This is a genomic window from Guptibacillus hwajinpoensis, assembly GCF_020171785.1.
Classification (GTDB): Bacteria; Bacillota; Bacilli; order Bacillales; family Guptibacillaceae; genus Guptibacillus; species Guptibacillus sedimenti.
Window position 1 is genome coordinate 110,731 of sequence record NZ_JAIVAE010000003.1, and the last position, 14,035, is coordinate 124,765.

Genomic DNA, 14,035 nt, shown 5'->3' on the forward strand with positions numbered 1-14,035 from the left:
CTACTCATTTAGCAAAAAAATAACGAATTAAAGGAGGTCAAAAAATGAAAATAAGACCATACGAACCTAAAGACTTAGATCACATCATCGAATTATTTCAACAAACCGTTTATATCATTAATCGACAGGATTATTCAGCGAATCAAGTAAATGCATGGGTGAATTCAACAACTAAATCAACAAGATATTCAAAATGGGCACTAGAATTTGAGCGGAATTTCACTTATGTAGCTGAAGAAGAAGGAGAAGTTGTAGGCTTTATCGACATGACCGCAGCCGGCTATCTTGACCGTTTATATGTGCATCATTATTTCCAGAGAACGGGAATTGCTTCTTTGCTTCTCTCAGAAATTGAATCCACTGCACGAAGTCAGCAGTTAAATAAGATCACCACAAAGGCTAGCATTACAGCACGTCCATTTTTTGAAGCACAACATTTTCAGACGATCAAGAAACAAACTGTTGAAATAAGCGATGCTAAAATGACAAACTTCTTGATGGAGAAAAAGTTGAAACGCTGAGACAGGAGAGATCATTGAAAAAATGATAGAGGGTTAAATCAGCAGTCAGTTCATCTCAACATTAATATTTAATTTGAAATTCTTTTGAGTATCCAATAGCGGCAATGATCGTCCCAGCTGTTTGAGCATAACTTCCTAGCGCCAAAATTTTCTCACCAAGTTTGATCCGTTTTCTTTTAATAAACAAAAGCCCAATTGTCTCTATTGAGAGCGCATAAGTTTGTATGGTCAATCCTGTTGTAATTAATCTAGCATAAGCGGATTGACTTAGGCTTGAACCTTGTGCTTCAAAGCCAGCACCAATTGTTTGAACCAGGCCTCCAATAATATCAATAGTTAGACCCTCATTTTCATCTAAGCTAATGGCTTGAGCGCCTCCCACCACATTAGAAGCGTTACCCGCCGCCTGCAGCCAGGAACCTAAAATACCTAGCATTTCCTCTTGCTTACCACCTGACAAGTTCGTCCGCCCTATGGCTTGAAGAGAATCTCCTGTTGCTTCAATCGCATTCCCAATCGCATACAGGTCGCCACCAACTTCATCAATGAGTTCTCCTTCTTCCCCCATTGCAACAAGTGTATTTCCGATCGAAACAATACCTGCTCCTAGAACTTGTATCCAAGCACCTATCAGTATAATCGAATCACCGTACACCTCCAAAATTTAATCCACTCCTTTTCATTTCTTCATCTTATTCAGTAATTAGAAGCAATGATTGTATGCTATATTCATTAATCGTCAAATCGCTTCATAGTAGAGTAAAACATCCTCTTTTTCTCTTCAAGTTGGAACCCCCACTAAAAATCAACCTGTTCATCTTCCATTTTACGGATGTTATTACCTCCAATAGACCTACAAACATCTCATTCATTCAATGAGAATAGTTCTCAAGTATTATTGAATATGATAATCATTCTCACTTATAATGTTACTTGCAACACATTGAAAATGATTATCATTTAAAAAGGATGGTTTCTATATGACTGTTAAAGATTTAGCCAATAACCAGACACTGCTTGACCAACAAGAAAGAAGAGAATCAAATGCAAGATCTTATCCAAGAAGGATACCAATCGCCATTGATAAAGCAGAAGGCATTTTTGTTACAGACGTGGACGGAAAGCGATACTATGACTGTTTGGCTGGTGCAGGAACACTTGCACTTGGACATAACCATCCTGTAGCGATAGAAGCAATGGAGAAGATTCTTCACGATAAACGACCGTTACATACGTTAGACATTACAACGCCAGTGAAAGAAGAGTTTGTAAATGAAGTGTATTCATGCTTACCAGAACAATTTGCCACTCGAGCCAAAATCCAGTTTTGTGGCCCTACTGGAGGGGACGCCATTGAGGCAGCTTTAAAATTAGTCAAAACAGCAACTGGAAGAAGCAGCATCCTTACTTTCCAGGGTGGGTACCATGGTTCTACACATGGGACGATGGCGATCAGTGGGAATCATGCTCCTAAACAATATGTTCAAGGCTTAATGCCTGATACTCACTTCATGCCGTATCCTTATGCCTACCGCTGTCCATTCGGAATGAAGGATGAAGAGGGACACAGGGTTTCAAGCACCTATATCGAAAATCTTCTCGATGATCCAGAAAGCGGCATTTTAACCCCAGCAGCCATGATTCTTGAGGTCGTACAGGGCGAAGGAGGTTCAGTTCCAGCTCCAATTGAATGGCTTCAAGAAATGAGAAGAATCACGAGTGAGAGAGGAATCCCTCTCATTATTGATGAAATTCAAACAGGCATCGGTCGAACGGGTAAAATGTTCGCATTTGAACATGCAGGGATTGTACCGGACGTTATTGTGCTTTCAAAAGCAATCGGAGGAAGTTTACCTCTTTCCGTTGTGATTTATGATCAAGATCTTGATAAGTGGAATCCAGGTGCACACATTGGTACTTTTCGAGGGAACCAAATGGCAATGGCTGCTGGGACTGCTTCATTGAAATTTATTAAAGAGCATGAACTTCACAAGCATGCAGCTGCAATGGGTGAAAGAATGATTGCTGCACTAAAAGATATGCAACACCAGTTCCGTGAAATTGGGGACGTTCGAGGAAGAGGGTTAATGATTGGAGTAGAAATTGTAGACCCCAATCAGGTTCAATCTTCTTCAGGAAGTTATCCATCTCACCCTGCATTAGCAAGCCTCATTCAGAGAGAATGTTTTCGTCGAGGTTTGATTTTAGAAGTTGGAGGGAGAAACGGCAGTGTCGTAAGACTTTTACCTCCGCTGATTATTACGGACGAGCAAGTGACAGATGTCCTCACAATTATTGAAGAAGCAGTAAAAGTTGCTGTTGAGTCAATCGAATGACACTAACGAACAAAGAAATTAAAGCAGAAGTAATGGAAGAACTCTTTCTTCATAGTGGAGAAAGTGGACAAGCTTCTTTTCAAAAGCAAATGACCGAAATGATCGCCATCCTCAGTCGAACCTTTCAGGATGCAACCGCTCCATACATTGGGAAGCAACCCAAAATGGTTCAAGATGAAATCGCATCACTGATTAAGTTTCCTAATGAAACTCAAAATTTCACCGAACTATTGCAAGAAATAGCGGAACCGATACTAAAAAATAGTCTTCAAGTTTCTCATGAAAAAAGCATCGCCCATTTGCACTGCCCGCCGCTCATACCAGCTATTGCGGCGGAGATTGTGATTAGTTCTTTCAATCAGTCTCTTGATTCATGGGATCAAAGCACCGCTGCCACGTACTTAGAACAGGAAATGATCAAGTGGCTGACAAAGAAATTTGGCTATACAGCCAATTCTGATGGCACATTTACAAGTGGCGGGACGCAATCGAATTATACAGGCCTTTTGTTAGCGAGGGATGAATTTTGTTATCGCAAGTGGGGGCGTGATGTCAAGCTGGATGGGTTACCCTCCCAATTTCACAAATTAAGGATTCTTTGCTCTGAGGATGCTCACTTCACCGTACAAAAAACAGCTGCCCAACTAGGACTAGGAGTGAACGCCGTAATAACGGTAAAAGTTGATGAGTACCACCGGATGTCGCCGATGCACTTAAAAAAACAATTGATAGATTTAAAAGAAAAAGATCTATTACCTTTTGCACTTGTCGGAACTTGTGGCACGACTGATTTCGGGAGCATCGATCCTTTAGTTGAATTAGCCACGATCGCAAAAGAGGAAGAATTATGGTTCCATGTCGATGCGGCATATGGTGGAGCACTTATACTCTCTGAATCTTACAATTGGAAGCTAGAAGGGATTAAAGCGGCGGACTCCATTACAGTTGATTTTCATAAGCTTTTCTATCAACCAATCTCATGTGGCGCTTTTCTTGTGAAAAACAGCCAGTCCTTTCGTTTTCTGAATCATCACGCTGATTACTTGAATCCAATTGAGGATGACGGGGAGGGAATTCCAAACCTAGTCAATAAATCGATTGTTACAACTAGAAGATTTGATGCTTTTAAACTTTTCCTCTCACTGAAGACCGTTGGAATCAGACTTTTTTCTGAAATGATTGACGCGACCTTTTATCTGGCTCAAGAAACAGCGAATTACTTATCTCACCAACCTAATATTAAAGTTGAAAACAAAAACCCAGAACTCAACACGGTTATTTTTCGATTTGAACCACAGACTTCAACCGGAGATGTGTGCAAGTTAAATCGAAAAATACAGCAAGAAATGCTCTACGAGAGCAAAGCAGCCATTGCTAAAACATCGGTGAATGGTCGAACCTATTTAAAATTCACTATGCTTAATCCTAGAACAAAAATGAAGCACATTTATGAGATTGTAGAAGAAATTCAAACGCTAGGATGGAAATGGAGGGAACACACGTGAAGTTTGCCAAAGACTATGCAGAACAAGCTACGATGCAGAGCTTCCTAAATTGTTATTTACGCGAAACTAGCCATTTTACTGAAATAGAAAAACCTGAAGCTTTGCGAGATTTATCAGCTCCGAAATTCATTTCCTGCTTACTAGAAAACCAGGGAATTGAGCTGATTTTACCAATCTCTTATTGGTCTTTAACTGGACGACATATCTTTGAATTCCCATTGGTTTATCGCATCGAAAATGGCGCATTTAACCCGCTTGATTATCTGACATTAACCACATTAATTGTAAAAGAACTCCTGATCGATCAGAAACGATTAGATGCAGAAGATGAATTGATCATGCGGATCATATTAAGCTGTCAAAACATGAAATCGTATATTGAAGAAAGATACAAAGACAATAAGCGCTTATCGGATGAAACATTTGATTACATTGAAGCAGAACAGTCTCTCTTACTTGGGCATCTGCTACACCCAACACCCAAAAGCAAACAAGGGTTATCACTAGAAGAAGATCGGCTGTACTCACCTGAATTAAATGGTGAATTTCAACTTCACTATTTTAGTGTTCATCCTTCCCTCATCTTAGAAGATTCAAGTTTATCACTATCCGCAAGTGAACTGGTGAGAGAAGAATTAAAAGCGGATGAATCCGTTAATCAAGAATGGCTTCATCAATTTGAAGATTGGGTTCTTATACCTGTGCACCCCCTTCAAGTCAATGTTCTCTTAAAAAATAAACATGTGGTTCACTATATTCAAAAAGGGAAACTTGATTATCTCGGTCCAGTGGGGAAGATGTATACGGCTACTTCTTCATTTAGAACGCTTTACAGTCGTCAGTCTAACTATATGCTGAAATTTTCGGTTCCCGTTAAAATAACAAACTCACTTCGAGTTAATCAGCAAAAAGAACTTTATCGAGGCGTTGAAGTTTCTAGACTATTGAAAACAGTGTTAGGAAAAGAACTAAAGAGCTTTCACCCAATGTTTGAGATAATTCGTGATCCCGCTTATTTGAATGTCGCAATTCCGGACCTTGAAGATGGTTTTGCTGTTGTCATTCGAGAGAATCCTTTCTACAAAAATAGCGAAAACACAAGCTTAGTCGCTGCTCTTTGCCAGGATCATCCATATGACGGGAAAGCTCGTCTACATGCGATTATTACTTCAATTGCAAGAAGAGAAGGACGTGCAATTGAAAAAGTAAGTTTAGAATGGTTTGATCGCTATTTGTCTCTCTCTCTTGATCCGATGCTATGGCTTTATCGCAACTACGGTATTGCTCTTGAAGCACATCAGCAGAATTCTGTCATTAAATTATCGGAAGGTTATCCATCAAGCTTCTATTATCGAGACAATCAGGGTTATTACTTCAGTGAATCTATGGCGGATAAACTCTCAAAACTTCTTCCAGATTTAAATGAGAAAAGCGATACCATTTGTACTGATGAAGTAGCAAATGAACGTTTTCGCTATTATTTCTTTTTTAATCATTTATTCGGCTTAATCAATGCATTTGGAGTGAACGGATTGATTAGCGAACAACACCTAATAAATCTCTTAAGAGATCGTCTTCTACGGTATGAGGCGTCATCATCTCTTGTGAAAAGTTTACTAGAAGAGCCAGTTTTGCCGTGCAAAGCAAATTTACTAACTCGCTTCTATGACATGGATGAGCTGGTGGGATCACTGGAGACACAATCGGTTTATACAATGGTGACTAATCCAATAGCTCAGGGGGTTGCAGTAGAAAATGGCTCACAAGCACGTTGAAGTAGATCAAGAATATAAAACCATTTCCTTTTCTGAAGTGAGCTTTGAACGCGATGTACATATGATTCATCGGTGGATGAACGAATCACATGTTTCGCCCTTCTGGCAATTAAATATACCGATAGAAGCCTATAAACGTCATTTGCTGAAAGCATTAAAAGACGAGCATCAGAACCTTTACCTCGGTCTTATAAATAACGAACCAATCAGCTACTGGGAAGCGTACTGGGTAGAAGGAGATATTATGGAAGGCATGTATGAAAATAAACCTTATGATCAAGGTATTCATCTCTTAATTGGAGAAACAGACTTCCTCGGTAAGGGATACGCACTTCCGCTTCTTAGAGAAATGGTGTCTTTACAACTGAAGGAAAGGCGGACAAAAAGAGTGATTGCTGAACCAGACATTCGAAATAAGAAAATGATTCATGTGTTTGAAAAATGTGGCTTTCGACCGCAAAAACCGATTAAGCTTCCTGATAAAACAGGGTTATTAATGATTTGTGAACGTGATCAGTTTGAAAGGAAGTGGGGGAATGAGTGAACACGTATATGATGCCATTGGGATAGGGATCGGACCATTTAACCTTAGTTTTGCTGCCTTAACAGACGAGCTTGATGAGGTAGATGTCCTTCTGTTTGATCGGAAAGAAGAGTTTGATTGGCATCCTGGCATGCTGATTGATGGAACCACTTTACAAGTGCCATTTTTCGCTGACCTGGTCAGCATGGCGGACGTAAAAAACAAATTTAGCTTTCTAAACTATTTACAAGTTCATAATCGCATGTATCATTTTTATTTTTTGGAAAAGTTTCATATCCCTCGAAAAGAATACAATCACTACTGTCAATGGGTATCTAAGCAACTTGATTCATGCCGATTTGGTTATGAGGTGGTGGATGTTTCATTACATCAATCAGGAAAAGGAGCATCCGTTTATCTTGTGCAAGTTCAGCATATTAAAACATTAGAAATTGAAACGTTTCTAACAAAACATATCGTAATGGGGATAGGTTCAATACCTTCCGTTCCTAAACCTTTCAAGTCTATGCTCAGTGAAACGGTTTTTCATTCATCAGATTACATGGAGAAGAAAGAGCGAGCTGTACAAGGAAAATCGATTGCTGTCGTCGGTTCAGGTCAGAGTGCAGCTGAGATCTTTTTAGACTTGGCCAAAGAGCAAGATAAGCACAATTATGAATTAAGTTGGTATACAAGATCAAACGGATTTTTCCCAATGGAATACTCTAAACTTGGTCTTGAATATTTTTCGCCAGATTACACGGGCTTCTTTTACAGACTTACACAAGAAAAGAAAGATGGGCTACTGAAAGATCAAGCATTGCTTTATAAAGGTATTAGCGCGGAAACGATTTCTGAAATTTATGATCTTTTATATGAGCAATCGATCGGAAATCAACAGCCGGCGCATCTACAAGCAATGAGCCAAATAAACCATCTAGAGATGAATGGAGACGTATGCAGCGTGCAAGGAAGTCATACCGTGACAAAAGAATCGTTTGGTTTTGAATCTGAAGTCATCATTCTTGGGACTGGTTACATACAGAACATGCCAAGCTTTTTGCCGGAATCCCTATTAAATAGAGACCCAAAAAATCGTCTAGAAATTACAGAAGATTATCGTTTGGGCACGAAACATAACAGTGGAAATGAGATTTTTGTACAAAATGGTGAACTTCACACTCATGGAGTCGGAGCACCTGACCTTGGTCTTGGCGCTCATCGAAACGCCGTGATTATTAACCAAATCGCTAAGAAAGAAGTTTATCCCATTCAGTCAAAAAATGTCTTCCAATCTTTTGGAGTGGTCAAAAAACCTGCATTAACAACTAATTAGAAAGTGGTGAAAGGTATGTTCTCTGATAAAGACTTAGATCGTATTTTATCAAAAGAAAGCTGGGAATTAGTGAATCATAAACTTCTCGGAAAAATGCTTTCAGAATTTATGTACGAGGATATGATTACACCTGAAATCATTCAAGAACAAGAAAACCATAGCCTTTTTGAGCTACGTGTTTCTGTGAAGAAAACCTATCAGTTCCATGCAGCAACTCGTCTATTTGATAGCTTCGACGTTGATTGGAAATCGATTCGTCTCTTTTCTGACGGAAAAGAAGAGAAGGTAGGAGCCATCGCTTTTCTTCTTGATATTCAACCGCTGATCGGCATGTCGGCTGAAACGACAGCTCACTTAATAAAAGAAATCAATCAAACCCTCATTGCAGATGCTCATCTGTTATCAAATCCCGTCTCCTCTGATGATTTAGTTGAGGAAGACTATGCTAGATTAGAAGGCTATATGACTGGTCACCCTTGGATCACCTATAACAAAGGAAGGATTGGATTTGGCTACGATGATTACTTGGACTTTGCCCCTGAACAACAAAATGAAGTAAAGCTTTCCTGGATCGGAGTTAGTCGTGAAATTAGCTCTTTTCAATCCGTTAACGACCTAACTTTTGGTGCGCTCATCAATTCTGAGCTTAGTCATGATGACCTTCAACATTTCAATGAGGTTTTACTATCAAAAAAGCTAGATCCTACTAACTTCCTCTTCATGCCAGTTCATGAGTGGCAGTGGAAAAATGTTTTGATTCAGAATTTTGCAGAAGAAATTGCAAATCAAACGATTGTACCGCTCGGGGAATCTAGTGACTCTTACCTCCCTCAGCAGTCCATTCGTACGTTTGTCAACCAATCTCATCGAGACAAGCATCATGTTAAGTTGCCAATGAGCATTTTAAATACCCTCGTCTATCGGGGCTTACCTACAGAACGAACGCTCATCGCACCGCAAATCACTGAATTTATAAAAGGAATCTATGAAAACGACTCCTTCTTAAAAGAGGAATGTAACGTTATTTTACCAGGTGAGATTGCAAGTATTAACGTTGATCATCCTTATTATCATAGGCTAGAACATGCACCGTATCAATACAAAGAAATGCTTGGGGTTATTTTTCGTGAAAGCATCTACACATACCTTGAAGAAGGAGAACAAGCCATTACATTAGCTGCATTGCTATATGAAGACCATGACGGTAAACCCTATATTCAAAGTATGATCGAAAAATCAGGGATTTCGACGCAAGAATGGATCACTCAATTTTTGGATGTCACGATGAAACCGCTGCTGCATTATCTGTACCAGTATGGCACGGTTTTCTCGCCACATGGACAAAACACTATTCTCGTATTAGAAGAGTACAAACCATGCCGACTCGCTGTAAAAGATTTCGTAGATGACGTGAATATTAGTGATCAACCGATCGAGGAGTTAAGAGGATTGTCACCAGAATTGAGAGAGGTTCTTCGCAGTGAACCGCCAGAAGGTCTTACGCAGTTTATTTTCACAGGATTGTTTATTTGCCATTTGCGCTATTTAACAAACATTCTAGAGCATAATGAAATGATGTCTGAAGATGAATTTTGGAAGATTCTCGCGGAAACGATTCATTCATATCAAGCTAGGTTTCCTCACTTAGAAGAGCGGTTTAAGCTTTTTGATTTCTTCCAACCATCATTTACAAAGCTATGTCTTAATCGAAATCGCATGGTCCAAGAAGGTTATTCGTCTGGAGATGATCGGCCGCACGCATCAGAGTTCGGTAAAGTTAATAATGCACTTTCAAATTATAAAAGCGTAACAAACTAACAGAGTGACGGGGGTGCCCCCCGTCCTTTTTAAGGAGATAGGTAGAATGGCGTATGAATGCACGATCACCGAAGAATCCGGTCGAACCCTTTCTTTTCGACCGGTCCATGAAGAAGATGTTCCTTTATTACACGAATGGATGCATCAGAAACACATTTATCCATTTTGGAAGTTAAATTTGCCACTTGAAGAAATTAAAGTCTGGGTTGAAAACTCGATTTCGTCACGACATAAGCGCGTTTTTATGGGCTATCTAAATGATGAACCTGTTTGTTACGTCATTGGTTACGATGTTAGGCAGGATCCAATTAGAAGCTATTATTCAATTGAACCGAGGGATTTAGGTATGCATTTGCTTATAGGACCGAGACGACTATTAAACAAAGATGATGGAGAAGCCATTATTCGAGCGATGACTTTGTTTTTGTTTGAAAAATTTGGTGCAAACAGAATAATTGGAGAGCCAGATGATCGAAATAGGATCGTCATTCCAATACTTAAAAAACTGGGCGGGAATGTGGTAAAAGACATTCAAATCAATGAAAAAAGAGCAAAACTCGTGATTGCAAATCGGAACGATTTTCATCAAAACATATGTGACTCCAACATCACTTCTTCATTTCATCTATTAAATTCCCCAGATCATGAGTGGGAAGTATTTAATGAGGCGGTCAAACATGGATCATCGTAAACTTGATCCACAATCAGAAAAACTACTTAAGAAAATCGCTTCAAGAATGAAGGAGTTGCAACATCCTCCTCTTGAATTACTAACACCAGAAATGTCACGTTATTATTACGACGAAGCTCGCGCATATTTTAAGCCTCTGCCTTCAAATCAAATACACTCAGAGGAAACAAGAATTGGCAGCCATCAAATCCCAATTCGTATTTATCAACCAGAAGGTTTTCATCATCTTCCTGTATTCATCTACATGCATGGTGGCGGGTGGGTTTTTGGATCACTTGATAGCTGTGAATCATTTTGTCAATACATAGCAGAGAAGTGCAAGTGTATCGTGATTTCTGTAGGGTATCGACTTGCGCCTGAACACAAATATCCTGCTGCATTGCTGGATACAATTGATGCCGTGCTCTGGACAGTTGAGCACATTTCATCGTTTGGGGGAGACATCAACAGGCTTTCTATTGGTGGGGAATCTTCAGGTGGGAATTTGGCTGCTGCCGCTTGTATTGCCCTTCATCAAAAAGTAGCGATTCATCATCAATTTTTAATTAATCCAGTCACAAATTATGCATTTGATTCTCCTTCTTATCTTGAAGATTACCAATTTAATTTAACATCTGAGAAAATGAAATGGTTTTGGCACCATTACCTTAAAGCCTCAAATGATGGTAAGGAAGCTTTTGCTTCTCCTTTACAAGTAGAAGATCAGATAGCTGAAAATCTTCCTCAAGCTTTAATCGTTACTGTTGAATATGATCCTTTAAGAAGTGAGGGAGAAGCTTATGCGAATAAACTAAAAAGAAATGGTGTAAACGTTACCCACCTTCAGTATGAAAAACTTGTTCATAGTTTTATCAATATGATTGGAGAAGTTGACATGGCTAAATCGGCTGTTGATCAGATGCTTCTTCATATGAAAGAATTTCTTTATGATAGTGAAGCAAAAACTCCATCTATGAAACCGGTTTAATCCGTTAACTAAAGGGAAACTACCATGTAATGACAGGTTTTGTTAATGGAGGGGAATTATGAAGTATCGACAGTTAGGACAAACCGACTTAAAGGTAAGTGAAGTTAGTTTTGGTACATGGGCCATCGGCGGAGCGTGGGGCAAGACAAATGACGCCCAAGCTCTTGAATCACTTCAATACGCGATCGATGCTGGGGTTAACTTCTTTGATACAGCAGATGTATACGGTGATGGTCATAGTGAAAAACTTCTTGCGAAAGCAACAAAAGGACAGGAAGATAAGATCCATATTGCAACGAAATTTTGTCGTGCAGGAGATATCCATGATCCAGCTACTTACTCTGAAGAAAGTGTGCGTTCATACTGTGAAGCAAGCTTAAAACGATTGGAACGCGATCAGATTGATCTTTTTCAAATCCACTGTCCACCAATTGAAATACTAAAAGATGGAGCTGTATTTCAAGTATTAGATAAGTTAAAGGAAGAAGGAAAAATACGTTATTACGGTGTTAGTGTTGAAACCGTAGAAGAAGGACTGCTATGTCTCGACTATCCAAGGGTTAGCGCATTGCAAGTTATTTTCAACCTTTTTAGACAAAAACCTTTAGAAGAGTTGTTTCCTAAAGCATATGAACAAGGGGTAGGAATCCTTACTCGGGTTCCACTTGCAAGCGGGTTATTAACTGGGAAATTCAAGAAAAACTCATCATTCGAAGAAGACGACCATCGTCACTTTAATCGAAATGGAGAAGCCTTTAATGTTGGGGAAACCTTTGCAGGGATTGAATTTGAAAAAGGGGTTGAATTAAGTAATGAAATCGATTGGATTGCTCGAGATCGAGAGAGCATGACAACCGCAGCCTTAAAATGGATCCTTGAACATAAGGAAGTCTCTTGTGTTATTCCTGGCTTTAAAAATAGTGACCAGGTGAAACAGAATCTTAAAGCGGTAGAAGTTCCTGATTTTACGAAAGAAGAGATGGAGAAGCTTAAAGCGTTCTATGAGCAAGAAGTTCATGGACTAATTAGAGGAGCTTATTAAATAAAGGAAAGGAGTTTTAAAGATGGCAAACCCAATTGAAATTGCTAATATTCGGATTGAGCAAGATAAAGATAAAAGCCGACGAGCTTATATCGCTGATTTCAAAGAACCTATACACTATGGAGTACATGGTGGTGTAAAAGATTTTTACAAAGCCACACCGGAGGTAGAACAACCTTCGACCCTCGATCATATTGTTGCAGCAGCTGGCGGCTGACTAACCGGTACATTATCCGGTGCGCTGGAAGCGCGCCACATACCAACTTATCCAAATAAGGTATCAGGAAAGTTTGAAGGAATCATTGAAGCGCCAGATGGCGTTCTTAAAATCACAAAAATCCGCTGTCATTATAAGTTAATTATTCCTTCTGAGAAGCGGGATGCAGCTGAAAGAGCGCTTAATGTGTTTGAACGAGGATGTCCTGTAGCCCAAACGTTAAAAGACTCCGTCGCTTTTGAACATGATTGGGAGATTATAGAAGAATAAATGAAAGGCTGATGAATAAAACCATTCATCAGCCTTTCTTATTGGAGATATTGGATTTTCTAGAAAAATTTCATAAGATCAGACTCACAGATTACTAATGAAATAATCCGTGTATTATTTCAGCTCAACAACCGGTTCAGCTAGATTAATAAACTCTTTCACAGCAAAAGGCAAATATTTATTTCGTTTCCAAATCAATCCGAGTTCTAAGTTTAAATTAGAGTGTCTAAGCTTTAATGTTTTAATTCTCTCATTATGGATTGAATTGGCAATTTTACTCGGTAGAAGTGCAATACCCAGTTTCGCTTCTACCATTTCAATCATAAAATCCTTTTGTGAGCTTTGACAGACGATGTTAGGGTAAAATTCATTCTTCGAGCATTCTTCTAGAATTCGATCATATAAAGTGAAGTCATCTCGATACAAAATAAAGGGCTCATATTCGAGATCAGCAAGGTGGATTTCAGAGTACACTGCTAACGGATGCTCATCATGAACAATTAACATGAGCGGATCTTTGATAACCTGTATTGCTTCAAAACTACTATTTTTTAAAGGTGTGTTACAGATCAATCCAATATCAAGAGAACCGTCATCAACGCCTTGTTTTATCATTTTGGACCCTACTTCAGTAAGTAGAATTTCTACTGTAGGATAGAGTGCCTTAAACTGGCTGATGATCTTTGAAAAAAAAGCTGCACCGATGATAGGGGGGATCCCAATTTTGATTTCCCCCTTTTTTAATTCTGTAATATCTGAGAGCTCTGCTGTTAGGTTTTGAAAAGCATGCAGAACATGCTGGGCATTGACCAAAACAGCCTTACCAGCATCAGTCAATTCTAATTGCTTGGAACGATAGAAAAGGGGGATGCCAAGCTCTGTTTCCAGATTCTTGATGGCTTTACTAATCGATGGTTGTGACACATGAAGTGTCGATGCTGCTTTTGTAAAACTTAGCTGTCTCGCCACTTCTGAAAAATACTCAAGATGACGAATCTCCAAACCTAATCACTCCTACTGCTGCGATATTTTAT

The 14,035-nt window shown here is 39.3% G+C and carries 13 protein-coding genes and 1 pseudogene; 12 read left to right on the top strand and 2 right to left on the bottom strand.

Annotated elements, in window-relative coordinates:
- Positions 1–44 precede the first annotated feature (44 nt).
- Positions 45–521, top strand: a complete 477-nt coding sequence (locus LCL91_RS04575) for a GNAT family N-acetyltransferase (RefSeq protein ID WP_224880363.1) — start codon at positions 45–47, stop codon at positions 519–521.
- Between the two features lie 61 nt (positions 522–582).
- Here LCL91_RS04575 and LCL91_RS04580 read toward each other — a convergent pair whose 3' ends face one another.
- Entirely contained in the window at positions 583–1,176 is a 594-nt protein-coding gene (locus LCL91_RS04580; protein ID WP_425589664.1) for a DUF6944 family repetitive protein, read from the bottom strand.
- A 325-nt stretch (positions 1,177–1,501) separates the two neighbouring features.
- Between LCL91_RS04580 and LCL91_RS04585 the strand changes: the two genes are divergently transcribed.
- From LCL91_RS04585 to LCL91_RS22180, 11 genes and pseudogenes are all read left to right on the top strand, one after another.
- Positions 1,502–2,857, top strand: coding sequence for an aspartate aminotransferase family protein (locus LCL91_RS04585; RefSeq protein WP_224880368.1), 1,356 nt, complete (start codon positions 1,502–1,504; stop codon positions 2,855–2,857).
- Positions 2,854–4,362 (top strand): pyridoxal phosphate-dependent decarboxylase family protein, encoded by a 1,509-nt coding sequence (locus LCL91_RS04590; RefSeq protein ID WP_224880370.1) that lies wholly within the window; start codon positions 2,854–2,856, stop codon positions 4,360–4,362. The genes LCL91_RS04585 and LCL91_RS04590 overlap by 4 nt, the downstream gene beginning before the upstream one ends.
- A 32-nt stretch (positions 4,363–4,394) precedes the next feature.
- Positions 4,395–6,137, top strand: coding sequence for an IucA/IucC family protein (locus LCL91_RS04595; RefSeq protein WP_224881212.1), 1,743 nt, complete (start codon positions 4,395–4,397; stop codon positions 6,135–6,137).
- Positions 6,118–6,681, top strand: coding sequence for a GNAT family N-acetyltransferase (locus tag LCL91_RS04600; RefSeq protein WP_255639901.1), 564 nt, complete (start codon positions 6,118–6,120; stop codon positions 6,679–6,681). Before LCL91_RS04595 ends, LCL91_RS04600 begins: the two co-directional genes overlap by 20 nt.
- Positions 6,674–7,996, top strand: coding sequence for a lysine N(6)-hydroxylase/L-ornithine N(5)-oxygenase family protein (locus tag LCL91_RS04605; RefSeq protein ID WP_224880372.1), 1,323 nt, complete (start codon positions 6,674–6,676; stop codon positions 7,994–7,996). The genes LCL91_RS04600 and LCL91_RS04605 overlap by 8 nt, the downstream gene beginning before the upstream one ends.
- Before the next feature lie 15 nt (positions 7,997–8,011).
- Positions 8,012–9,814: an IucA/IucC family protein gene (locus tag LCL91_RS04610; RefSeq protein WP_224880374.1), complete on the top strand. Its 1,803-nt coding sequence runs from the start codon at positions 8,012–8,014 to the stop codon at positions 9,812–9,814.
- A gap of 46 nt (positions 9,815–9,860) precedes the next feature.
- A complete protein-coding gene (locus LCL91_RS04615; protein WP_224880376.1) occupies positions 9,861–10,505 on the top strand; it encodes a GNAT family N-acetyltransferase in 645 nt (214 codons plus the stop codon).
- Complete coding sequence (locus LCL91_RS04620) at positions 10,492–11,472, top strand: alpha/beta hydrolase (protein ID WP_224880378.1); 981 nt, start codon at positions 10,492–10,494, stop codon at positions 11,470–11,472. Before LCL91_RS04615 ends, LCL91_RS04620 begins: the two co-directional genes overlap by 14 nt.
- A 58-nt stretch (positions 11,473–11,530) precedes the next feature.
- Positions 11,531–12,514: an aldo/keto reductase gene (locus LCL91_RS04625; protein WP_224880380.1), complete on the top strand. Its 984-nt coding sequence runs from the start codon at positions 11,531–11,533 to the stop codon at positions 12,512–12,514.
- A 22-nt stretch (positions 12,515–12,536) separates the two neighbouring features.
- Positions 12,537–12,731, top strand: a complete 195-nt coding sequence (locus tag LCL91_RS04630; protein WP_098443728.1) for a hypothetical protein — start codon at positions 12,537–12,539, stop codon at positions 12,729–12,731.
- A 21-nt stretch (positions 12,732–12,752) separates the two neighbouring features.
- Positions 12,753–13,001 (top strand): annotated as a pseudogene (locus tag LCL91_RS22180) (OsmC family protein); the annotation flags it as partial.
- Between the two features lie 114 nt (positions 13,002–13,115).
- Here LCL91_RS22180 and LCL91_RS04640 read toward each other — a convergent pair.
- Positions 13,116–14,003 carry a LysR family transcriptional regulator gene (locus LCL91_RS04640; protein WP_224880381.1) on the bottom strand — a complete coding sequence of 296 codons (888 nt, stop codon included), beginning with the start codon at positions 14,001–14,003 and terminating at the stop codon, positions 13,116–13,118.
- Positions 14,004–14,035: the final 32 nt, after the last annotated feature.

Coding starts and splice junctions, on each gene's coding strand:
- LCL91_RS04590 (WP_224880370.1), top strand. CDS start 2,854: ATGACACTAACGAACAAAGAAATTAAAGCAGAAGTAATGGAAGAACTC.
- LCL91_RS04585 (WP_224880368.1), top strand. CDS start 1,502: ATGACTGTTAAAGATTTAGCCAATAACCAGACACTGCTTGACCAACAA.
- LCL91_RS04575 (WP_224880363.1), top strand. CDS start 45: ATGAAAATAAGACCATACGAACCTAAAGACTTAGATCACATCATCGAA.
- LCL91_RS04625 (WP_224880380.1), top strand. CDS start 11,531: ATGAAGTATCGACAGTTAGGACAAACCGACTTAAAGGTAAGTGAAGTT.
- LCL91_RS04600 (WP_255639901.1), top strand. CDS start 6,118: ATGGCTCACAAGCACGTTGAAGTAGATCAAGAATATAAAACCATTTCC.
- LCL91_RS04595 (WP_224881212.1), top strand. CDS start 4,395: ATGCAGAGCTTCCTAAATTGTTATTTACGCGAAACTAGCCATTTTACT.
- LCL91_RS04605 (WP_224880372.1), top strand. CDS start 6,674: ATGAGTGAACACGTATATGATGCCATTGGGATAGGGATCGGACCATTT.
- LCL91_RS04620 (WP_224880378.1), top strand. CDS start 10,492: ATGGATCATCGTAAACTTGATCCACAATCAGAAAAACTACTTAAGAAA.
- LCL91_RS04615 (WP_224880376.1), top strand. CDS start 9,861: ATGGCGTATGAATGCACGATCACCGAAGAATCCGGTCGAACCCTTTCT.
- LCL91_RS04630 (WP_098443728.1), top strand. CDS start 12,537: ATGGCAAACCCAATTGAAATTGCTAATATTCGGATTGAGCAAGATAAA.
- LCL91_RS04610 (WP_224880374.1), top strand. CDS start 8,012: ATGTTCTCTGATAAAGACTTAGATCGTATTTTATCAAAAGAAAGCTGG.